The 19,704-nt window shown below is 58.7% G+C and carries 35 protein-coding genes; all 35 read left to right on the plus strand.

The genetic code is table 11. The features are described from left to right. Positions 1 to 9 precede the first annotated feature (9 nt). The 35 genes from V6582_RS05655 (at position 10) to V6582_RS05825 (ending at position 19,704) form a co-directional block, all read left to right on the plus strand. Complete coding sequence (locus V6582_RS05655) at positions 10 to 441, plus strand: helix-turn-helix domain-containing protein (RefSeq protein ID WP_197434359.1); 432 nt, start codon at positions 10 to 12, stop codon at positions 439 to 441. Further along, complete coding sequence (locus V6582_RS05660) at positions 435 to 785, plus strand: hypothetical protein (protein WP_156631578.1); 351 nt, start codon at positions 435 to 437, stop codon at positions 783 to 785. The genes V6582_RS05655 and V6582_RS05660 overlap by 7 nt, the downstream gene beginning before the upstream one ends. Then, the gene (locus tag V6582_RS05665) at positions 785 to 1,051 is read left to right on the plus strand and encodes a hypothetical protein (RefSeq protein WP_156631579.1); all 267 of its coding nucleotides are present in this window, start codon (positions 785 to 787) and stop codon (positions 1,049 to 1,051) included. The genes V6582_RS05660 and V6582_RS05665 overlap by 1 nt, the downstream gene beginning before the upstream one ends. Continuing rightward, positions 1,044 to 1,871, plus strand: coding sequence for a ParB N-terminal domain-containing protein (locus tag V6582_RS05670; protein WP_156631580.1), 828 nt, complete (start codon positions 1,044 to 1,046; stop codon positions 1,869 to 1,871). The genes V6582_RS05665 and V6582_RS05670 overlap by 8 nt, the downstream gene beginning before the upstream one ends. Further along, positions 1,868 to 2,329 (plus strand): hypothetical protein, encoded by a 462-nt coding sequence (locus tag V6582_RS05675; protein ID WP_015916605.1) that lies wholly within the window; start codon positions 1,868 to 1,870, stop codon positions 2,327 to 2,329. Before V6582_RS05670 ends, V6582_RS05675 begins: the two co-directional genes overlap by 4 nt. Then, positions 2,329 to 2,532 carry a hypothetical protein gene (locus V6582_RS05680; RefSeq protein WP_156631581.1) on the plus strand — a complete coding sequence of 68 codons (204 nt, stop codon included), beginning with the start codon at positions 2,329 to 2,331 and terminating at the stop codon, positions 2,530 to 2,532. Before V6582_RS05675 ends, V6582_RS05680 begins: the two co-directional genes overlap by 1 nt. Further along, the gene (locus V6582_RS05685) at positions 2,529 to 4,634 is read left to right on the plus strand and encodes a transposase domain-containing protein (protein ID WP_349508929.1); all 2,106 of its coding nucleotides are present in this window, start codon (positions 2,529 to 2,531) and stop codon (positions 4,632 to 4,634) included. The genes V6582_RS05680 and V6582_RS05685 overlap by 4 nt, the downstream gene beginning before the upstream one ends. Continuing rightward, positions 4,635 to 5,666 (plus strand): AAA family ATPase, encoded by a 1,032-nt coding sequence (locus tag V6582_RS05690; RefSeq protein ID WP_156631583.1) that lies wholly within the window; start codon positions 4,635 to 4,637, stop codon positions 5,664 to 5,666. Continuing rightward, positions 5,663 to 5,944 carry a hypothetical protein gene (locus tag V6582_RS05695; protein WP_156631584.1) on the plus strand — a complete coding sequence of 94 codons (282 nt, stop codon included), beginning with the start codon at positions 5,663 to 5,665 and terminating at the stop codon, positions 5,942 to 5,944. The genes V6582_RS05690 and V6582_RS05695 overlap by 4 nt, the downstream gene beginning before the upstream one ends. Further along, complete coding sequence (locus tag V6582_RS05700) at positions 5,941 to 6,231, plus strand: hypothetical protein (RefSeq protein ID WP_156631585.1); 291 nt, start codon at positions 5,941 to 5,943, stop codon at positions 6,229 to 6,231. Before V6582_RS05695 ends, V6582_RS05700 begins: the two co-directional genes overlap by 4 nt. After that, positions 6,228 to 6,515 (plus strand): hypothetical protein, encoded by a 288-nt coding sequence (locus V6582_RS05705; RefSeq protein ID WP_156631586.1) that lies wholly within the window; start codon positions 6,228 to 6,230, stop codon positions 6,513 to 6,515. Before V6582_RS05700 ends, V6582_RS05705 begins: the two co-directional genes overlap by 4 nt. A 4-nt stretch (positions 6,516 to 6,519) precedes the next feature. Continuing rightward, the gene (locus V6582_RS05710) at positions 6,520 to 7,173 is read left to right on the plus strand and encodes a DUF3164 family protein (protein ID WP_156631587.1); all 654 of its coding nucleotides are present in this window, start codon (positions 6,520 to 6,522) and stop codon (positions 7,171 to 7,173) included. 11 nt (positions 7,174 to 7,184) lie between these two features. Beyond that, complete coding sequence (locus V6582_RS05715) at positions 7,185 to 7,619, plus strand: hypothetical protein (RefSeq protein WP_156631588.1); 435 nt, start codon at positions 7,185 to 7,187, stop codon at positions 7,617 to 7,619. Then, the gene (locus V6582_RS05720) at positions 7,616 to 7,852 is read left to right on the plus strand and encodes a hypothetical protein (RefSeq protein WP_156631589.1); all 237 of its coding nucleotides are present in this window, start codon (positions 7,616 to 7,618) and stop codon (positions 7,850 to 7,852) included. The genes V6582_RS05715 and V6582_RS05720 overlap by 4 nt, the downstream gene beginning before the upstream one ends. Continuing rightward, positions 7,849 to 8,163 (plus strand): hypothetical protein, encoded by a 315-nt coding sequence (locus V6582_RS05725; RefSeq protein WP_156631590.1) that lies wholly within the window; start codon positions 7,849 to 7,851, stop codon positions 8,161 to 8,163. The genes V6582_RS05720 and V6582_RS05725 overlap by 4 nt, the downstream gene beginning before the upstream one ends. Further along, the gene (locus V6582_RS05730) at positions 8,160 to 8,435 is read left to right on the plus strand and encodes a hypothetical protein (RefSeq protein ID WP_156631591.1); all 276 of its coding nucleotides are present in this window, start codon (positions 8,160 to 8,162) and stop codon (positions 8,433 to 8,435) included. Before V6582_RS05725 ends, V6582_RS05730 begins: the two co-directional genes overlap by 4 nt. Continuing rightward, the gene (locus V6582_RS05735; RefSeq protein ID WP_156631592.1) at positions 8,432 to 9,079 is read left to right on the plus strand and encodes a gp16 family protein; all 648 of its coding nucleotides are present in this window, start codon (positions 8,432 to 8,434) and stop codon (positions 9,077 to 9,079) included. The genes V6582_RS05730 and V6582_RS05735 overlap by 4 nt, the downstream gene beginning before the upstream one ends. After that, positions 9,079 to 9,312, plus strand: a complete 234-nt coding sequence (locus V6582_RS05740; protein ID WP_156631593.1) for a hypothetical protein — start codon at positions 9,079 to 9,081, stop codon at positions 9,310 to 9,312. Before V6582_RS05735 ends, V6582_RS05740 begins: the two co-directional genes overlap by 1 nt. After that, positions 9,312 to 9,749: an ASCH domain-containing protein gene (locus V6582_RS05745; protein WP_156631594.1), complete on the plus strand. Its 438-nt coding sequence runs from the start codon at positions 9,312 to 9,314 to the stop codon at positions 9,747 to 9,749. The genes V6582_RS05740 and V6582_RS05745 overlap by 1 nt, the downstream gene beginning before the upstream one ends. Beyond that, entirely contained in the window at positions 9,746 to 10,003 is a 258-nt protein-coding gene (locus tag V6582_RS05750; RefSeq protein ID WP_234889651.1) for a hypothetical protein, read from the plus strand. Before V6582_RS05745 ends, V6582_RS05750 begins: the two co-directional genes overlap by 4 nt. Positions 10,004 to 10,005: 2 nt before the next feature. Then, positions 10,006 to 10,197 (plus strand): hypothetical protein, encoded by a 192-nt coding sequence (locus V6582_RS05755; protein ID WP_156631595.1) that lies wholly within the window; start codon positions 10,006 to 10,008, stop codon positions 10,195 to 10,197. Continuing rightward, entirely contained in the window at positions 10,190 to 10,549 is a 360-nt protein-coding gene (locus tag V6582_RS05760; RefSeq protein ID WP_156631596.1) for a hypothetical protein, read from the plus strand. The genes V6582_RS05755 and V6582_RS05760 overlap by 8 nt, the downstream gene beginning before the upstream one ends. Positions 10,550 to 10,650: 101 nt before the next feature. Then, entirely contained in the window at positions 10,651 to 11,157 is a 507-nt protein-coding gene (locus V6582_RS05765) for a M15 family metallopeptidase (protein ID WP_156631597.1), read from the plus strand. After that, positions 11,154 to 11,330 (plus strand): hypothetical protein, encoded by a 177-nt coding sequence (locus tag V6582_RS05770; RefSeq protein ID WP_156631598.1) that lies wholly within the window; start codon positions 11,154 to 11,156, stop codon positions 11,328 to 11,330. Before V6582_RS05765 ends, V6582_RS05770 begins: the two co-directional genes overlap by 4 nt. Beyond that, entirely contained in the window at positions 11,330 to 11,602 is a 273-nt protein-coding gene (locus V6582_RS05775) for an NAD(P)+ transhydrogenase beta chain (RefSeq protein ID WP_156631599.1), read from the plus strand. Before V6582_RS05770 ends, V6582_RS05775 begins: the two co-directional genes overlap by 1 nt. Further along, positions 11,599 to 11,952, plus strand: coding sequence for a hypothetical protein (locus V6582_RS05780; RefSeq protein WP_156631600.1), 354 nt, complete (start codon positions 11,599 to 11,601; stop codon positions 11,950 to 11,952). The genes V6582_RS05775 and V6582_RS05780 overlap by 4 nt, the downstream gene beginning before the upstream one ends. A gap of 194 nt (positions 11,953 to 12,146) precedes the next feature. Beyond that, positions 12,147 to 12,365: a TraR/DksA C4-type zinc finger protein gene (locus V6582_RS05785; protein ID WP_156631601.1), complete on the plus strand. Its 219-nt coding sequence runs from the start codon at positions 12,147 to 12,149 to the stop codon at positions 12,363 to 12,365. Beyond that, positions 12,362 to 12,745, plus strand: a complete 384-nt coding sequence (locus V6582_RS05790) for a DUF2730 family protein (RefSeq protein ID WP_015916593.1) — start codon at positions 12,362 to 12,364, stop codon at positions 12,743 to 12,745. Before V6582_RS05785 ends, V6582_RS05790 begins: the two co-directional genes overlap by 4 nt. Next, on the plus strand, positions 12,726 to 13,043 hold the full coding sequence (locus V6582_RS05795) for a hypothetical protein (RefSeq protein ID WP_015916592.1): 318 nt from the start codon (positions 12,726 to 12,728) through the stop codon (positions 13,041 to 13,043). The genes V6582_RS05790 and V6582_RS05795 overlap by 20 nt, the downstream gene beginning before the upstream one ends. A gap of 2 nt (positions 13,044 to 13,045) precedes the next feature. Then, positions 13,046 to 13,648 (plus strand): DUF3486 family protein, encoded by a 603-nt coding sequence (locus V6582_RS05800; protein ID WP_156631602.1) that lies wholly within the window; start codon positions 13,046 to 13,048, stop codon positions 13,646 to 13,648. Beyond that, entirely contained in the window at positions 13,645 to 15,006 is a 1,362-nt protein-coding gene (locus V6582_RS05805; RefSeq protein ID WP_156631603.1) for a terminase large subunit domain-containing protein, read from the plus strand. The genes V6582_RS05800 and V6582_RS05805 overlap by 4 nt, the downstream gene beginning before the upstream one ends. Further along, positions 15,006 to 16,559, plus strand: a complete 1,554-nt coding sequence (locus tag V6582_RS05810; protein ID WP_156631604.1) for a DUF935 domain-containing protein — start codon at positions 15,006 to 15,008, stop codon at positions 16,557 to 16,559. The genes V6582_RS05805 and V6582_RS05810 overlap by 1 nt, the downstream gene beginning before the upstream one ends. Continuing rightward, positions 16,556 to 17,851, plus strand: coding sequence for a phage head morphogenesis protein (locus V6582_RS05815; RefSeq protein ID WP_156631605.1), 1,296 nt, complete (start codon positions 16,556 to 16,558; stop codon positions 17,849 to 17,851). The genes V6582_RS05810 and V6582_RS05815 overlap by 4 nt, the downstream gene beginning before the upstream one ends. A gap of 366 nt (positions 17,852 to 18,217) precedes the next feature. Beyond that, entirely contained in the window at positions 18,218 to 19,300 is a 1,083-nt protein-coding gene (locus V6582_RS05820; protein ID WP_156631606.1) for a phage protease, read from the plus strand. After that, positions 19,297 to 19,704 carry a hypothetical protein gene (locus V6582_RS05825; RefSeq protein ID WP_015916586.1) on the plus strand — a complete coding sequence of 136 codons (408 nt, stop codon included), beginning with the start codon at positions 19,297 to 19,299 and terminating at the stop codon, positions 19,702 to 19,704. Before V6582_RS05820 ends, V6582_RS05825 begins: the two co-directional genes overlap by 4 nt.

Consider the following 19,704-nt stretch of genomic DNA (forward strand, 5'->3'; position numbering starts at 1 on the left):
AGCCCCACAATGACAAAACGTCAGACCGAAATTGTCACCAAATCTCCTTTCGTGCCGTCATCGGATCGCATTTGCTGCGTTTTTGATGAGGGCGGTGCTGTCATGCTTGATGTCCCCGGAATTCTCAATCGGATGACCACGTGGAGTGGTTTGATGGATGATGAGCAACTCAGCCGAATTCTGGGACTTCCAGAGACCGTTGTTGCGATATGGCGTGGGACAAAAACCATTCCGCTCGACCTTGTGGTTGATTTTGCAATCAACAACGACGCGGCATCTCTCGAATGGATTATTTTAGGCGTTGCCGGTGAGCGTGAAAGCCGCAGCCCGACAACGGTTGAAGTGATTGAGCAAATGCGTAGGCGGCAAAATCCGCTCAGCAAGCATTTCCGTGACGTTTATGCTGAACGTTGCCTCGAAAGAGAGATGCGGCCATGCTGAACCTGCATTCGCAAGCATCGCTGCATGATGGCGCCTATCACGCCTGCATTCTGGCGGTGCGGGATGGTTTTCCGCATCTGTCCGTCCAATCGATTATCGACCCGCCGCACGAATGGTTCGACGCGGCGCTTGCCCGTCAAGTGGTCATTCACCTGATGGTTCGTGTGTTCCTGATCCCGAAGCGTCGGGTGGTTGAACACCAGGAGCGGTCCCGCGAAGCCGTCAATCGGGCGCTGAGAACCATCGACACGCGCCTGCAATCCCCACGTTTTGAACAGCACTACTGCAAGATGGCGGCGGCTGCCCGCGCCTCATTGCATGCCCGCATGGAGGACGCTGCCTGATGATGTGTAATGGCACTTATCTTGGCCCGGACGGTCTGCCCACAGATCGGGAAGCTGCGGCGGCGGATCTGCGGAAGGCGCTTGGCGATTTGATGCCAAACGCGGTGCATCCCTTCGAACACTGGACAGAAGATCAAGAGGCGCTTTCTGAGGCGGTGTCGCGATTGACTGAAGGTTATGGCCGCCGTGTGACGGCAGCGATGATTGCTGACGTGCGGACCATCGTCACCCTGGCGAGGCTTTTGCAGGACAAAAAGAATGGCTGAATTTGCCCGTATTCCTCTATCCAGCATTCACATTGGCACTCGTGCCCGCCCGGTGGATGAAGACCATGCCCTCGCTATCGCAGCATCCATGGCCGAGCGCGGGCTGATCAACCCGATTACCGTGCGCAAGACGCCTGCGGCCAACAAGGGCGCAACACCCTACACATTGGTTGCCGGTGGGCACCGTTTGCGGGCAGCAGAGCTTAACCAATGGAGCGAGATTGACGCGATTGCCGTTGCCGCCGATGCGGTGGAAGGGCAGTTGATTGAGCTGTCTGAAAACCTTTACCGCAACGAGCTTTCCAAGCTGGATCGCGCTGTGTTCGTGCTGACATTCCGCGAATTGTGGGAAGAGAAAAACGGCAAAATCCAGCGTGGTGGTGACAAAAAATCAAAGGGCAATGATTGCCCTTTGATTTTTGCTCCCGGCAAAGAGCTTTCAGAGCAGGTGCAGGAACGCCTCGGCTTTCGTGAGCGGACATATAAATATGTGACTGCCATTGGCCAGAACCTCTATCCGCCATTGCGGGCGGCACTCCGTGGGACGCCTTTTGCAGATGACCAATCTTTGCTTTTGAAGCTTGCCAAGAAGGGTCCGACTGAACAGGCTGCGATAGCCAAGGCACTTGAGACGGAACCGGACGTCAAAAAGGTTTTGTCATACATGGCAGAACCCAAGGTGCAGGCCGATCCGGCGACCAAGCAGGCTGCCATTCTCACCACACTGCAAAAAGCGTGGAAGGATGCGGATGATGCCACCCGGTCACGCTTCCTGATCTCCATCGGCATGATGGATGATCTTCGGGAGGCTGCCGAATGACCAAGCCAGACCCTTCCCAGCTCGACTTTTTTGCCCAGCCGGTTTTCCCTGTCCGCGATGGCGCTCAGCATGTCGATATCGATCGTTACCGCGTGAAGATCAAGCGGGCGATGGCCCGCGCCATACGCGAGTGTGCTTATGACCGCCCAACGATTGCAGCCCGCATGGCGCAATATTTGGGTCTGCCGAATATCAGCAAGGCGACGCTGGATGCCTACACGGCGGAAAGCCGCAACAGTCACGACGTGACGCTGATCCGGTTCACAGCCTTTGTGCATGCCACCGATGCACTTTGGCTTTGGGACGAGGTTGCTTCTGTCCAGGGTGTTACCGTGCTGATCGGCGACGAAGCCCGGCTTGCCGAGCTTTCCCGCCTTCGCCAGGAGCGCAAGCGCATTGAGGCGGAGATCCGCCGCCAGAGCGCGCGCCCTGTCACGCTCGCTTCAAGGGGGCGGTAATGGCCAAAGTATCACTCAAGAGCCAGATTGCAGCGGTGGACGCGGTTGTTTCCGGACAGTTCCCGATTGTCGCAAGTAGCGCGTCGCAACGCCAGTTGATCAAAGAACAACTCGGCGCGGTCATCGAGACCCTCAGGTGGTTACAGACCAACGAGCCTGCCGTTCGCGCCTTTGTGGAAAGCCGCAAAGGAGCACAGCGATGAAGGAATGGTTCTCTCTCGCTGAGCTGGCGCAAATGCAGTTGCCCGATTTGCCACATAACATGGCTGGTCTGCATAGGGTCGCCACGGAGGCAAACTGGCGCGAACATCCTACTCATGCGCGAAAAGTCAAAGGCCCGACCAAGCCGGTTTGGCTGTATCATATCGCGCTGTTGCCAGCTCCGGCACGGACGCGGATCGAAATGGCGGCGTCGGCTGTTGCTCCGGAAGAATGGGACGCGATCCGTACCCGCAAAAATCAACTTTGGGCGCGGTTTGAACGGCTTTCAAATGAGCATCGAGATATTTGCAAAGCCCGTTTGAGCGTGATTTGCCGGGTTGAGACATTGGCGGCGCAGAAGGGTGTCAGCAGGGCAGCAGCCATTGCTATCGCCACGTCCGAGGCGGAGGTCCAGAAGTCTACTTACTATGAATGGAAGGGACTGACGGAAGGGCTTGATCGCGACGACTGGCTTGCTGCCTTGGCTCCCTCGTTTTCGCCTGCGGTCGATGGTGTTGTTGCTGATGTGGCCGATTGCCATCCTGATGCATGGTCGTTCCTCAAGTCCGATTATTTGAGACCGGAGAAGCCCGCATTTTCCGCCTGCTATCGCCGTATGATGACGGTGGCGAAGCGTGAGAAATGGGCACCGATCCCGTCTGAGCGTTCGCTACGTCGCCGATTTGACCGCGAGGTCGGCAAGGCTGTGACCTTGTTGAAACGGAGCGGCAAGGACAAGGCCAGGGCGCTCTATCCAGCCCAGCGCCGGTCCCGGTCGCATTTGCATGCAATGCAGATGGTCAACATGGACGGCCATAAAGTCGATGTGTTCGTGTCCGTGCCTTGGTCAAAGCTTCCGGTCCGGTTCTTTATCATCGGTATTCAAGATCTGTATTCTGGCAAGGTTTTGTCCTGGCGACTGGCCGAGGCGGAAACGTGGGAGGCCGTGCGCCTGGTCATCGGTGACATGGTGGAAGCCTTCGGGATTCCCGAAGACATCTACCTCGACAACGGCAAGGCGTTTGCCAGCAAGTGGATCACGGGCGGCACGGTCAATCGTTTCCGGTTTAAGGTAAAACCCGAAGATCCCAGAGGTTTGCTGACAACTTTGGGGGTCACCGTGCATTGGACCCGGCCTTATGCCGGTCAATCCAAACCGATCGAACGTGCATGGGGTGATCTGGCCGAAAACATCTCCAAGCATCCGTTTTGCTCCGGCGCTTATACAGGCAACAAACCAGACGCAAAGCCGGAAAACTATATGGAGCGGGCCATTCCGCTCGAAGATTTTCGGGCGCACGTGGCCGCCCAGATCATCGAGCATAATGCCCAGGCCGGGCGGCGCGCTGAGAATTGCAAGGGTCGCAGCTTCGATGAAACCTTCGCGGCTTCCATGGCTGCGCCGTCCACCATTGTCCGCGTCCCATCGCAGGCGCAGGCAGCCCTCTGGCTGTTGGCATCCGAGGCGATCAAGACGCGCAAGGGCAGCGGCGAAGTGCATTTCCAGGGTAACCGCTATTGGAACCGCGCATTGAACGAATGGGCCGGAAAGCAGGTCATCATCCGCTTCGATCCGGACGCGCTTCACAAGCCGGTGAAGGTATATGACCTGAAAAACCGGATGATTTGTGAGGCAGATTGCGTTGCCGATGTCGGCTTCGACAACATCGACGATGCCCGCCTGCATGCCCGCGCTTTGAAGACACACCAGAAGGCTGTTGTCGCCAAGGCCGAGGCCGAAGCCGCTCTGTCGGCCCGCCAGCTTGGTGAGATCTACTACAAGGGCAGCAAACCGCAGCCTGCGGAGGCACCGGAGAAGATCCGGCCGACCGTCACCCGTTTGATCACGCGCAGTCAGCAGGTGGAAGCGCCTGTGGATGCGATTTCCGATCAGCATTTTGAAGACAGTTTTTCCCGCGCGCTGGGCCTGGTTCAGGGCGGTGGGGTCATTGAATTCCCGAAAGGGAATAGCCCGGTGTCGCGTGTTTCGGACGCCGGGAAGAACGAGCCGAAGAGTACTGCGTACGGTTCCGGAAAAAGAAGGGCAGTCCGAAGACTGCCCGATAACTGGCCCGAATGGGCTATTCAACGGAGCTATCTGTAAATGAACAAGCACATCAACACAAGTCAGTTTAACGGCGCTTCCTGGGAGCGCCCCGTCCAGGCACCTGAGGTTTCGGCAAACAAGAGTGATGCCGATATCGAAAAGTGGTGGGAGCTGATTGACCGCGTGATTGCCGTTGCCCGGCAGTTCCGGTGGACGAAGGCGGAGGTCACGCGGCGTTCGGGCATGAAGGAAGGCACGTTCAGCCAGTGGTTTTCCGGCCGCTACGAAGGGCGGCTGGATGGTCACAACACCATGATTGAACAATGGCTGGATGCCTTGGAAGCCAGTGCCAGCATTGCGGCGATGATTCCGCAATCGCCGCCCTTCATGAAGCTTCGCGGTTCGGCGGAGGTGCTGGAAACCCTGACGTGGGCGCAGATTTGCCCCGATCTGGTGATGATCACGCTGGGCGCTGGCATGGGCAAGACCGCGACATGCGAGTATTTCACCAACACCCGCCCGCATGTCTACCACGCCACCGTTTCTGAAAGCACCAAGACGGTTCATGGAATGTTGACGGAGCTGGCCGAACAGCTCGCGGTCCAGGAGAACAACCCGGCGCGTCTGGCGCGGGCTATCGGGACCAAGTTGAAGCGGACCGGGGACGGGACGTTGCTGATCGTTGACGAGGGCCAGCACCTGAATGACGAGGCGCTCAACCAGCTTCGTCATTTCGTCGATGTGTACAAATGCGGTGTGGCCGTCGTTGGCAACTCGGAGGTCTATAGCCGGTTTGCCAGCAACAAAAAGGGGCCGAGTTATGCCCAGCTGAAAAGCAGGATCGGCAAGCGCCTGCAACGGGTGCAGCCCTATTCGGATGATTTGCAAACCTACATTGCCGCCTGGAATGTAACCGATCCGGCCTGCATCAAGTTTCTGATGGGTATCGGCCTGAAGGGCGGTGCCTTCCGGCAGATCGAAAGGACCATGCGCATGGCGTTGATGGTGGCGCTTGGGGCAGGGACCGAGGTTGGCTTGAAGGACATTCAGGCCGCCTGGAAGAACCGCGACGTGGAGGACATGGCATGATCCTCTCTACGGAACTCCGAAATGTAAGCGCATCGATCCATGCCATGTGTGGTCGAACACTCGTCTCGCTGCGGGACCTCGAACAGTTTTCGATGTTGCTGGGTCATCTGGCCGATCTCGCCAAGAACCTTGAAGACGAGGTTGCCGTGCATCGGCTTGCCGAAGCCGGGAAGGCAGGCCGTGCCATCGTTGATCGGCTGGCAACCGAGCAATTCGCCGGGCTGGTGAAGGATGCCGATAGCAAGGTCATCCGCCCTGATTTCGGGGGGCGGTCATGACGGTATCAAGCAAACCCTCGGAACTGTTGCTGAGCCTCAATACTAGGCTTGAACCCTTTGTGAAAACCGGCATCCCCATGCGTGGAGAGGCCGTTGCCTCGATCATCGAGTTCTTGAGGCAGGTCAGCGAAATGTCTCGTGAGATCGAGATGCTCGCTGAGAAGGCCAGCCGGAAACCGTCGCTGGAAAATGTGTTGCTTGCAGCACTCGACGACAAGGTCCTGTTGTTCCGGCCGCGTCGCAAATCACGACTGCCATCTTCGCCGGACGGAGGTGACGCCGCATGAAAGCGCTCATCGTCCCACTCGAAATTCCGATTGACCAACTGCTTGAAGTGGTTGGCCCCAAGCTGCTGCGGACGATCAGGGCAGCCGAGAAGGAAGAACGGGCGGCGCTGAACCGTCGCCCGTGCGACGAAACCCTCGTCAATGCCGCCATGCTGCACTGGAAAGCCCTTGACCGGTACGAGGCCAGCAAAGGGACACGCGATGAACCGAGGGCGCTAAACGCCCTTCTTGCCGCCTCACAGGGCGTTCGAAGCGCCGCCAAAAACCTGCACAAAAAGGATTGAGACAATGGAAGCGATTATTCTCGAAGAGAAGCCTGCCAACGGGGTGACGTTCGTCAACGGCAAAGAGTACATGGCCAATGCCAAGGGCGCATTGGTGCCGCTGGAGCTTGTGAAACCGCAGGAGAAGCTGCGCGACGAATCGGTCCGCAAGGTCATGGCCTATGCTGTCGATATCTCGGCTCGGATCGCCCGGTTTCGTGCCCACTGCATGGATGATCTCGACGCTTTGGACGCTATGCTGGAGCAGGAATACGGTGCGAAGTCAGGCGGGATAAAGGGCAACCGTACCTATCAGACCATTGACGGACTGATGCGAGTGTCGGTTGCGATCAACGATTTCGAGACGGCTGGCCCAGAGCTTCAGGTGGCAAAGAGCCTCATTGACGAATGCCTCAACGAATGGACATCCGACGCCCGCGTCGAGATCCGCGCCCTGATCACCCGTGCCTTCGACACGGACAAAGAGGGCAAGGTCAACCTCAAGGAAATCAAGAAGCTCACGAAGCTTGCCATTGAGGACGAGCGGTGGGTGCAGGCAGTGCGCGCCATCAACGATGCGATCAACGTCGCCTATTCCAAACAGTACATCCGGTTTCACGTCCGCAAGTCCGTCCAGGACGAATGGACCGCTGTCACTGTCGATATCGCCAAGGCGTGAGGAGGAAAGTCATGCACAACAACCTTTATGACGCTGAAGCCCGCGTGAATGGGATTTACCCGATCCACATGCTTGGAGACCCGGAAAGCCCGCCTGAATGGTTGGAAGAGCTTTGCGAATTCATAGACATTCCAGCCCACATGAAGGAGCTGGAAAAGCTCCCGGAGTTGGCTCGCTTGTTGTCCGACCTCGATCAGTTCGACAGCTCGAAAGAGCTGGCTGAAGCAATCGCCGAAAGGCTCGTTTTGAGTGGTCGCCGTGGTTTCATGGTCCACGCATCGGTGTGTGTCCGCCGATATACCAGCTCAGATGCCTTTTTCAGCGGATGGGGCCACACTCAACTGCTTTGGTTCTTCTGCGAAAACGTTGATCAGATCGAACAAGAGCTTTTGAGGAAGGCTTGCGCGTTTCACGCCTCTAGGGCTGAAAAGGTAGGTGCAGCATGAACCACCTTTACGCAAAGCTGAAAGCTGAAAAGACCTGCCCTGTTTGCGGCGCGGACGCCACGCCCGTCAAAGAACAGCAGGAGCGAATGCTGTTGGTGCGCTTCGAGTGCAGCGCGGTTTTTGGGGTGAGCGGCATCCTGAATGTCATCAACGTCAATGAGCCGTGCCCGAGGCCTTCCCATGTTGCGGCGGAGCATCTGATGGCAGAAGTGAAACTGGCAGGTGCGGCATGACACACTCAACGTCCTTCGCTGCCTTCCGCGACACCGTCATCGACAACCAGGTCTTCCAGGCAGCCTGCCGCCGCTATGCCCATAGCAACGGCTCGTCTGAGGCTATTGCCATGGCCGTGCTATCCGCCGCGGGCTTTCCAGATCTCTACCTCGACGCAATGCGGTATCGCTGGCTGCGGGCGCGCACTCTCGAAAGTATCGAGCCGCGTGGCCCGGTTGCCATCATGTCGCCGGAGATCGAGATCCTGTCCGGCGACCTCCTGGACCAAGTCGTTGACGCGGCCATGGATGCGGAGGCTGAACTGCCATGAGCATGATCTATCTTTCAGAAGCGCCGCGCCTCTGGATGGTGCTTTACGCTGGATCTCAAATCGGCGGCACATGGGGGCCGCTACCTTACGATATGGCGGAATTCCAGCGTCGTGCAGAAGATGGAAACCGGATAATCGCACAAGCTCAAGCGCAGCCGGAAATCATCGCTAAAATGGAAGAAGGCGGAATAGGGGTGCCGTTGCGCGACTGGATGTTTGTTTGCGAGGAGCATGATGAGCGACCGCAGATTAATAATGGAGCGGGCAAATGACTTCCTCCATCGCAGCAATCCACGTTGCTAAGAAGCAGCTCGGCCTGGATGATGATACCTACCGGGCCAAGCTGACGAACATTACCGGCAAGGCTTCGGTCAAGGCCATGGACGAGGATGAGCGCCAGAAGGTGCTCACCGTCTTTCGCAATGAAGGGTTCGCGCCAGCATCCGCCGCCAAGGGCAAGCGCAAGCCCTTGGAGGGCAAGTTTGCCAAAAAAATGCAGGCGCTTTGGATTGCCGGTTATAATCTCGGCATTGTCGAAAACCGCGACGATGCTGCGCTGCTGGCCTTTGTCACGCGCCAGACCGGGTTGGATCATGTTCGGTTTCTTCATCATGCCGACGACGCGAGAGCCGCCATCGAGGGACTGAAAAAGTGGCTGGCCCGTGAGGCAGGTGTCGGCTTCGGAAGCACCAACGGCCAGGAGTGGCTTGCAAGTGACGGGGCAAAGATCGCCTGGGCGCAATGGAAGATATTGAAACCCGGCGCTGACCTAATCGTGCGCAAGGGCTTCGACAACGAGGTGGCTTCTCTGCTGCATTTTGGTGCGATCTGGCTGGGTGACTTGAACCCAAGCCAGTGGCGCACCGTCATGAACGCCCTGGGCGAACGGGTGCGCGCTCAAAAGGGAGGTGCGTGATGGCGGACCTGTTCGGATTTGAAGGTAAACCGCGTCAGCCCAAACGCATTATGATGCATGCCGTTGATGTTGGTTGCGCTCCTGGAATGATGCCGGGATGGAGGACTCCTCAAGGTGCTCATTTCAAATGCACTCATTGTGGTCATGATGATGGTTGGTGTTTCGACCTCAGCATGACAGAGATCAGGCGCGGCCTTCCTTGCTCAATATGCAATGAAAAGGCAGGTGCTTGATGGTCGCCTACGGCTTCAAGAAATTCTTCGCGCCACAGATCGAAGATGGCACCAAAACGCACACCATTCGGGGACATCGCCGCCGTCATGCCCATGTCGGCGAACCTGTCCAGCTCTTCCAGGGGCTGCGGACCCAGCATTGCCGGAAGATCATCGACGATCCGATCTGCGTTGCGGTGTTGCCGATCGTCATCATGTCCAGCGACCTGATCGACGCTGGCATTGTTTACATCGCCATCAACGGCCAACCGCTGCACCGCGATGAGATCGAGCCATTCGCGGCCTCGGACGGTTTCGATCCGATCCGGCTGAAAGGTATCGCACCGGCAAAGTTGATCGGCGCGACGGCACGGGAAACCATGGGCCGGTTTTGGCGCGACAGCTATGACAAGAACGTCTTCCAGGGCGTCCTGATCAAGTGGGAGCCGCGCGCATGAGCCAAAAGCCTCCAGCCAAACCCATGCCGGAGACCGGCTTCACCATTGCCGTCGTCACCGACCACGCTGTCCTTCGCTTTCTGGAGCGTCGGCACGGCATCGATGTCGAGGCGGTCCGCACCGAGATCCGCGCCATTTGCAGCACCGGCGTGCGCTTCGGTGCAGCCAAGGTGATTGCTGACGGGATGAAATTCGTCATCCAGGACGAAGGCGTCGTGACCTGCTTTCGCGTCCAGCCGGGCAAAAGGATCTGACGATGACGCCGGTCCTGCCTCTCTTTCTCAAGGGTGATTTGAAGAGGCTTCAGGACCGCCGTGAAGCGCTTGTGAAGCGCATTGAAACCATGAGGCCGCACGAACGCGGCAAATTCGAAAAGCTTGGAGAGTTGAAAGCCGTGACCCGCGAAATCCTGATCCTCGAACAGCAGCTGGAGGTGTGCCGTGGCTGAGATCCGCGTTCCCGCCCATGTCCAGCCGTATGTGACGGCGGTCGGCATCGAGAAGGCTATCCAGTTCCTCCTGGCCTTCGGAGGGTCGTATGTCTACCTCTCGGAAAGTCCTCAGACAGAGTCCGCAGTGGCCGAAGAACTCGGCAAGGACGCTGCTATCAGTCTGGCAGCCAAGGTCGGCTCTGGTCCATTATATGTGCCCACAGCAAAGCCCTTTATCGCCAGCCATTTAAAGTATAATAAGGGGCTGAACACGAACGACATTGCCCGCCAACTGCACACGACACATAAGACAGTGAGCAAATGGCTGCGTTCCGGTGAAACCAATCAACTCGATCTTTTCGAATTTTGACCCGGTTACCCTACCGGCTGTTTTGATGCGCCCATAACGAGCAAAACTCGTCCTCAGCAAAGCCGGTCTTGCCCGGCTTTTTTCTTTAGCTGGGAACGATCATGACCAATTGGCCTCAACAGTCTGCCGCTGCCGATTTCTACGGCGCAAACCTCAAGATCACCAAGGGCGTCGCCGGGCCAGATCCTGTTTGGGAGAAGGCCAACCTTGTCACGGTGGCCCTGCCATGGAAGGCGGTTGCCTCGTGGGATAGAACTATCAGCATCAAATCCTTGCGAGTCCATCGGCTGGTTGCGGAAAGCCTGACCCGTGTGCTGAATAGAATCTGGGAAGCGTTCGGCCGCAGCCAGAAAGCTATTGAAGCCGCAGGCATGCACCTGATCGGGGGCGGCTATAACTGGCGGCAAATGCGCGGCAAGGCGCGGCTGTCCATGCACGCTTTAGGCTGCGCTGTAGACTTCGATCCTGCTCGCAATGGCCTTGGCGATCCGACGCCTGAAATGGACCAGCGTGTTGTTGAAGCCTTCGAGGTTGAAGGATGGGTGTGGGGTGGCCGTTGGTCGCCACAGAGCCGGGATGGCATGCATTTTCAGGCGGCGATCGTATGAAGATCAGCCTCAAACGCAAGATCGGCATGACGGCGGCTTTTGCCGTTATCTACGTCACCGTCTGCGTCGCCTCCAGTTGGATTATCGGTGTTAGCATTTTGCATCTGCTTGCATGCGCGCTGCTCGCCATTCCCTTCGCCTGGATGATCACCCAGACATGGAGTGATGACTGATGGAAAAGCCGTCCTACACCACGTCCAAGCAATGGCTCTGGTGTTCCGGTGCCTTGGCCTGGACTGTCATCCTGGCTTTGACCATCGCGGCTTGCCTTGGCTCTGACCAGGCCGTGGCGTTCGGCACCATTGCTGTTCCGAGCATGGTCGGCCTGATCGTTGCGCTGCTGGGTGTGCATCGCGCCTTCGGCTCTCTCGATATGCGGGCAATGACGCGGGGACCAAAGCCTGATCCGCCTTGTCTTGAACCTCCCGCCGGAGGTCAGTCATGAGCCGCACCCTTATCGCCGGTCTGGCGGCTCTTGCGGTTCTTGCCGCCATCATCTGGGGCGGAGTGGCTGCGATCGACAAGATCAAGACCATGGTGGACACAGCCGCCAAAACCGCCCGCAGCGAACGAGATAACTATTGGCGCGCGGAAATCGAGAAATCGAATGCCGCCGCCCAGGCAAAGATTGCCGAGACCCTCAAGCAAACCATGGCCGCGCAGGACGCGGCCCGCGATCAGATCGAAGCCGCCAATCAGCGTGCAGGCACCTTGGAGAAACAGAATGCGTCTTTGCCCGTTGGCGACACTGATGGCATTGGCCGCGATCGCGTCCGCTTGCTCAATCAGCGCTGAGACCCCGCCGGTGGTCAAGACAGTCTATGTCGAGCGGGAGGTCCCGGCCGCATCGAAGGTAGCTTGCGATGCTCCTGCTCTACTACCCGATCGGCGGCTGAACGAGCAGGAAGCCACTTCCTTTTGGGGCAAGGATCGGACCGCGCTTCGGACCTGTGAAACGCGCCGGGCCGCTGCTGTGTCGGGGGGCAACCATGCTCAGTAATATCCATTTCGAGCTTGCCGAAGAGCGGGTGGAGCAAGAGCGGGCGGCCAAGGTCGCGGCAGCACGTGCCGACATCAACAAGGCCGGCGCAGACGAGTGCGTCGATTGCGGGCAAACCATCCCACAGGCGCGCCGACTGGCTTATCCGGCTGCCGCCCGTTGCATCGACTGTCAGACGTCGATCGAGCGTGAGGTTTATTGCCGATGATCCTCGATATGACAGCCATCGGCGTTCTGATCTCGCTGGCGCTCAACAGTATCAACCTGCTCACGCAGTTCCGCACGATGATGTCGACGGGTGAAAAGAAGCTCGAAGAGCGGATGGTCAAAGCGGAATCGAAGCTGGTCGAATACGACCGGCGCATCCAGGCGATCGAGAGCGAGCTAAAGCATCTGCCTGATCGCGGAACGACCCACCGCCTTGAACTGTCAATGGCGGAAATCGCCGGGCGTCTCAACACGATCGAAGTTGCACAAGCAGGCCGATTTTCGGCCATGGAGCAAAAACTAGCCCCCATCCAAGCCATGGGCGAACGGCTGAACGAAGTCCTTTTGGAGCAAGCAAAGCATGAACAGCATCGCGGTTGATTATGAAAAACTGACCAGGGAGAAAGCCCGTCTGGTCATTCTTCAGGAGCTGGCAAAGCAGACCAACGAAAGTCTGTCGTCCCCGTTTTTCGACGGGGCGCTTCGTCTGAGTGCCATCTATCAGGATCTGCCATGGGTCAATCAGCAGATCGAATATCTGCGCAATTTGAGTGCGGTGAAGGTTCTCGATGTTGATGAGGACGTGAAAATCGCCACCCTGACGGATCATGGAAAACGTCACCTTGACCGGGAAATCACCATTCAGGGCGTCCAGCGTCCGCGCCGGCCGGGGATCTGATCATGACAAAAGGGCGCGGCCGGCTGAGTTCGCTCCAACTGCTGCCGAGGGAATGCAACCATGTGGTCCAGTGGGCGGCAGAGCAGCTTCAGGATACGAGCACCTCGCAGATCGATATCTACAAGGAGTTCGTCACCAAGCTGGAACAGGTGCAAAAGGAGTCTCGTGGCGAACTGGACTTCAAGATCCCGAGCTTCAGCTCGTTCAACAGATATTCGATCAATCTGGACGAACTGACACGTCAGATCAACGAAGCGAGAGAGATGGCGTCGGCGGTCGCATCAACCTTCGATGCCGAGGAAAGCGACGATCTTACGCTTGTGGCAACCGAGGCCATCAAGGCTCTCGTGTTGGCCAGCACCCGAACCAAGAGAGACACGATTGACCCGAAGGGCATCGCCTCCCTGGCTGCCGCTCTTCACAAAGCATCCCAAGCTCAATCGGTATCCTCGGACCGCCGGCGCAAGGTTGAGACCGACTTCAAACAGAAGGCCGAGAAGGTGTTCGCGACGGTCTCGGGCCAGATGGATGCCGATGGCAAGCCCGACGGCAAAGAAGTGCTGCGCAAGATCCGCGAAGACATCTACGGGATCTTTGAGAAATGAAGTCACCAGCCGTCCCTCTCTATGGCTACCAGCAGCGCTGGCTGCTTGATCGCTCGCGCTTCAAGCTGGGTATGTTTGCCCGCCAGACGGGCAAGACCTTCACGACCACGCTGGAGACCGTCGACACCTGCTTTGAAGCGGCCGTGAAGGGTAAGCGTGAGCGCTGGGTGATCCTGTCACGCGGGGAGCGCCAGGCGCGCGAAGCCATGAACGAAGGGATCAAGGTCCATTGCAAGGCCTATGATCTTGCCTTTCAGGAAGCGGAGTTCGATTGGGAAGGCGAGAGCGGCACGCATAAAGCCTTGGAAGTGACCCTGCCGCATGGATCGAAGATCACGGCGCTGCCAGCCAATCCGGACACGGCACGCGGCTTTTCCGCCAATGTCTTTCTGGACGAATTTGCCTTCCACAAGGATAGCCAGCAGATCTGGCGGGCGCTCTTTCCGGTCATTTCCAAGGGCTGGAATATCAGGGTCACGTCCACCCCAAACGGCAAGAGCAATAAATTCTACGAACTGGCCACCGGGCCGGCCGATGACGTCTGGAGCCGCCACGTCGTCGATATTTATCAGGCGGTGCGGGATGGCTTGCCCCGCGACATCGAGGAACTGCGCGCCGGTCTGGCAGATGAAGATAGCTGGGCGCAGGAGTTTGAACTGAAGTGGCTGGACGAGGCGAGTGCCTGGTTGTCCTACGATCTGATTTCGTCCTGCGAGGATGAGCGTGCCGGAGACCCTGAAGGCTACCAGGGCAATGTCTGCTTCGTGGGGCGCGATATCGGCCGGCGAGAGGACCTGCACGTCATCTGGGTCTGGGAACTGATCGGTGATGTGCTTTGGGAGCGTGAGCGGATTGAGCAAAAGCGCGCCACCTTTGCGCAGATGGACGAAGCCTTCGACGACGTTATGACCCGCTACCGCGTCGGCCGGGTATGTATCGACCAGACGGGCATGGGCGAGAAAGTCACGGAAGACGCCCAGATCCGTTATGGCAGCCGGGTTGAAGGCGTGTTGTTTACCGGGCCGAATAAGCTTGTCATGGCGACGCGCGGCAAGGAGCGGTTCGAGGATCGCTCCGTGCGCATCAGTCAGGGCGATCAGAAGCTGCGCGCCGATCTTCACAAATTGCGCAAGGTGGCTTCTGCCACCGGTGCGCCTCGCTTTGTGGCTGAACGCGATGAAGACCATGCCGACCGCACCTGGGCGGCCTTCCTGGGCATCCTTGCCGCTGATGGCGTTGTTGGTGAATACGGCTACGAGCCTGCCCTCCCGCCCAAATCCAAACTTGCAGAGAGCCAGGGCGATGATGAACAGGCCTATCGCATGGCATCGATGCGCAACAGACGCGGAGGCTATTGATGGCCCAGATCCTCGACCAATACGGCAACCCGATCGTCAAGGCCGCGATGAAGCAGGAGCAAGGTGGGCCGACAACGACTGGCGTTCGCCAAGCGGCTGGCAATCACCAGGCACCCGGCCTGACACCCCAGAAGCTTGCCCGCATTTTGCGCGAGGCCATTGATGGCGATCCGGAGCGCTACCTTGAGCTTGCCGAAGACATGGAGGAGCGCAACGAGCATTATGCTGGTGTTCTGGGTGTGCGCAAACGTCAGGTCGCCGGACTGGACATCACGGTTGAGGCTGCCAGCGATAGTGCAGACGATGTCCGCGATGCCGACCTCGTGCGCGACTTTATATCTCGCGATACCTTTGAGGACGAACTGTTCGATATTCTCGATGCCGTGGGGAAGAGCTTCAGCGCCACCGAAATCATCTGGGACACATCAGAAGGCCAATGGTCAATCAAGGCGCTCAAATGGAATGATCCACGATGGTTCCGATTCGATCGCAATGATGGGGAGACATTGAGACTGCGTGGTCCGGCCGGTGACGAAGATCTCTGGCCAGCGAAATGGATCGTGCATCGCGCCAAGGTCAAATCGGGCCTGACCATTCGTGGTGGCTTGGCCCGATCAGCGGCTTGGACCTATTTGTTCAAGACCTTCACGACTTCGGATTGGGCCATCTTCTGCGAGGCTTATGGCCAGCCGTTGCGGCTGGGCAAATATGGCGCTGGCGCAAGCGAGCCCGACAAAGAAAAGCTGCTGCGGGCTGTCTCCAGCATTGCGGCCGATTATGCCGCCATCGTGCCAGAAAGCATGGCGATTGAGTTTATCCAGGCGCAACTGTCCGGTAGCCTTGATCTCTATGAACGGCGTGCCGATTGGCTGGACCGGCAGATATCCAAGCTCGTGCTGGGACAGACGGCAACGACAGATGCACAGGCTGGCGGCTATGCGGTCGGCAAGGTGCATGACGGTGTGCGTGAGGATATCGAGCGGGCGGATGCACGCCAGCTTGCCGCGACCCTGAACCGCGATGTTGTCGTGCCACTGGTATCGTTCAATCGTGGCCCCCGAAAAAAATACCCGAAAATCTGTATCGGACGCCCCGACGATATCGATGTCAACACTCTGGTTGCTAATGTCGTCAAGCTGGTCCCGCTCGGCCTGAAGGTCGGCATGTCCACCATGCGCGACAAGATCGGCCTGCCTGATCCTGGCAAGGACGAAGAAATCCTGATGCCGGCCGCAGCGGCAGCGCAGCCGCCTGCCGATCAGACGGACAGCGGACCGCCTGCGATTGCCACCCAAAGCCAGATGGCCCGCGCCGATCGCGATGCTATCGATGCGGCAGCCGCCCAGATCTCGGCTGATGACTGGCAGGAGATGACGCCGCCTGTGGTCGATGGTTTGGCCGAGGCACTGAGCAAGGCAACCTCGATCGCGGAGGCACAGGCGATCCTTGCGGCTCAAGTCAGCGCCATGGGCGTCAATGCCTTTGTCGAGCAGCTCGCCCGTGCGGCGTTCTCAGCCCGGATATCCGGTGAAGCCGATGAGCCGCTTTCATGACGGCGACGATTGCGGCGCTGAAGCCGGAAGACGCCATCAAGGCCCTGAAGGCGCGCGGCGAACAGCTCGCACCGTCCTTCTCCTGGCAGGACGTCTATGCCGAGGAGCATGCCAAACAGTTCACGGTCGCCAAGTCGGCCGGGTTCGATATCCTCACGGACCTTTTCGACGGCCTTCAAACCAGCCTTGAAGAGGGCAAGACGTTTCGGGATTTCGCCAGCCAGGTGACGCCGGTCCTCCAGGCTAAGGGCTGGTGGGGCGTCCAGGATGTGACCGATCCCCTGACGGGAGAGCTTCGCAAAGCGCAGCTCGGTTCGACACGTCGCCTGCAATTGATCTTCGACGTGAACCTGCGGGTGTCTTACGCAGCAGGCCATTGGGCGGCGTTTGAGCGCAACAAGGCGCGCCGGCCTTGGCTGCGCTATGTCTGCATTCTGGACGACCACACCCGGCCGGAACATCGCAAGCGCCACAATCTTTGCCTGCCTGTCGATCACCCTTATTGGGACACCTGGGCACCGCCGTGCGGTTGGAATTGCCGCTGCACCTTGCAAAGCCTGTCGGATCGCGATGTCGAGCGCATGCGGGGTGAGTTGAAGTTCACGCCGCCCGAAGATGACTTCGTTGCCTTCACCAACAAGCGCACGGGCGAAGTCCGGATGATTCCGCGGGGCATCGATCCTGGCTGGGATCATAATCCCGGCAAGGCCGGATACCGGGCATTCGATGCGGCGGAAAAGCTGATCAATGCACCGCCGATCATGGCCGCCCAGGTCAACAAAGATCCGGACTGGCTGGTCAGGCCGCTCGGCGATGACTTTGCGAGGTGGTTTGACGCAGCGACGGCTGGCGGGCGTGTTGATCGCTCGATCGTCGTGGTTGGCGCTTTGTCCGAGGACGTCCTGGTATCTCTTGCCCAGGGCGGGATTGCGCCGCAGTCAGGTGCCATCACCCTGACCCAGCAAGCGGCTCTGCATATGATCCGCGATGCCAAGGCCGGGGTAGGAAAGACCGTCGATATGGCGGCGCTCCGACAACTGCCTGCCAATCTCAGTCGGCCGAGGGCGGTACTGCGGGATAAGCGCGACGGTGCGCTTCTCTATGTGTTCGACAGCGGCCAAGACCCGCGTCTGGCCAAGATCGTCGTGAAGGTCGATTTTGCAGACAAGGCGCGACCGCCAGGAGGCAAAGCCCAGACGATCGTCACCAACTCGATCCGAACGGCGGGGCTTGTGGATCAGGCCACGCTATCTGATCCAGCCACATATGAAACTCTGTTTGGGAAGGTTTGATGATCGCCGAGGGGGTACGCCACTTTCCCCGTAGCAGTGTCACCGTTGCCAGGACGGGATCACCAAACCGGACGTGCGATTTCCCGGTTGTCACGGCGATCATCAACATCATGATACGCCCCTCGGCAATAGATTTCAACATGATCGATTTTAAGCGCCATAGACGCGCGCAAGGCTGTTGAACGGCCAGTGACGCAGGGCAAAGCCCTCAAACGCGCCCAAGGGCTTCAAACCGGCTTCAAATTCGAAGCCTTGCCTCTCTCCCCCGTCGTGATATGAGTTGGTTGGCCGCATCGTCACGGCAAGCAACTCACCCGGTAACCCTACCGGCTGTTTTACTTTATCGGGCCGGGGCAATCTCGCCCCATGACGAAACGTACCCAACACCTCTTTTCCGGCCTTGTTGCCGCCCATGCCGTAATGCTGGGTGGGGCGGATGCCGCTTTGCCTTCCGAAGGCTCGTCCGGGCACTGGATCATGCTGCTGCCGATCGGATCGTTTTCCGGTCGCGACGGTCGCGGTCCCTATTCGACCAATGGTCTTGAAGGCATGCGGGCCGTGATTGCTTCCACCGAACAGCGCGCCGGCAGTACCGACCTCGTGGTCGATTACGATCACCAGACGCAGTTCTCGGCTGTGCCCGGTGTGGGTGGCCAAGCGCCGGCTGCCGGCTGGATCAAGCAGCTCGATGCCCGTCCCGATGGCCTCTATGGCTTGGTCGAATGGACGGACAAGGCAGCCCAGGCCATCCGGGCTGGCGAGTATCGCTACATTTCCCCCGTCTACCAGCACGATAAGGCCGGCCAGGTGCTGCGGCTGATTTCGGCCGGATTGACCAATGTGCCCAATCTCGAACTTGCGGCCGTGGCCGCCAGTGCCCAGCAAAATTGCGCTCAACCCAACCAGGAAAACGATATGAAAAGAATTGCCGCCGCCTTGGGGCTTTCCGAGGACGCGGATGAGAATGCTATTCTCATCGCGATCAACAGCGTGCTGACCGGCAATGCGGCGATCGCCGCTGCGGCTGGTCTGTCGGCTACCGCCAAGCCGGCCGAGATCGTCACCGCGATCAATTCCGCACGCGCCGATGTCGATCCCACCAAGTTCGTACCGATCGAGCAGGTCGCGGCGCTCCAGACTGGTTTGAAGGCCCTTCAAACCAAAATGGAAGGCGAGGAGGCCGAGACCGCCGTTAACCGGGCGATCACCGAAGGCAGGCTTACGCCGGCACTGAAGGCCTGGGGCCTTGATCTGCACAAGAAAGACGCCGCAGCCTTCAAGGCGTTTGCCGACGCTTCTCCGGTTCTGACGGCAACCCAGCGCGCCGGCGTCACACCGCCCGGCAATGGCACCGACACGGATCTGACGACGGAGGATCTGGCGGTCATGAGCCAGATGGGTCTCAGCAAGGCCGACTTCCTCAAGGCCAAGAAAGGCGGTGACGCATGACGGCTCTGACCGCAGACCGCAACACCGCCCAGCGGAGCGGCGATAACCGCAATTTCCCGGTCAAGGCATCGGCTACCCTCTTTGCCGGTGCCATGGTGGCGATCGATGCGACAGGCATGCTGGTCCCGGCCGGCGCAACGGCAACCCTGAAGGTCGTCGGCCGCAACGAGCGCCAGATCGTCAATGCTGGCGCTGACGGCAGTGTCCGCGCCGATGTCAAAACCGGCATCTTCCGATTTGCCAATTCGGCATCGACGGACGCCATCACCTTGGCTGACATCGGATCGAGCTGCTATGCGGCCGACGATCAGACGGTCGCCAAAACCTCCAATTCCTCCGCGCGTCCTGTTGCCGGCACGATCTTCGATGTCGATGACCAGGGCGTGTGGGTCAAGTTCTCTTAA

It is taken from the genome of Agrobacterium vitis, from assembly GCF_037039395.1.
In the GTDB taxonomy this organism is placed as follows: Bacteria; Pseudomonadota; Alphaproteobacteria; order Rhizobiales; family Rhizobiaceae; genus Allorhizobium; species Allorhizobium vitis_E.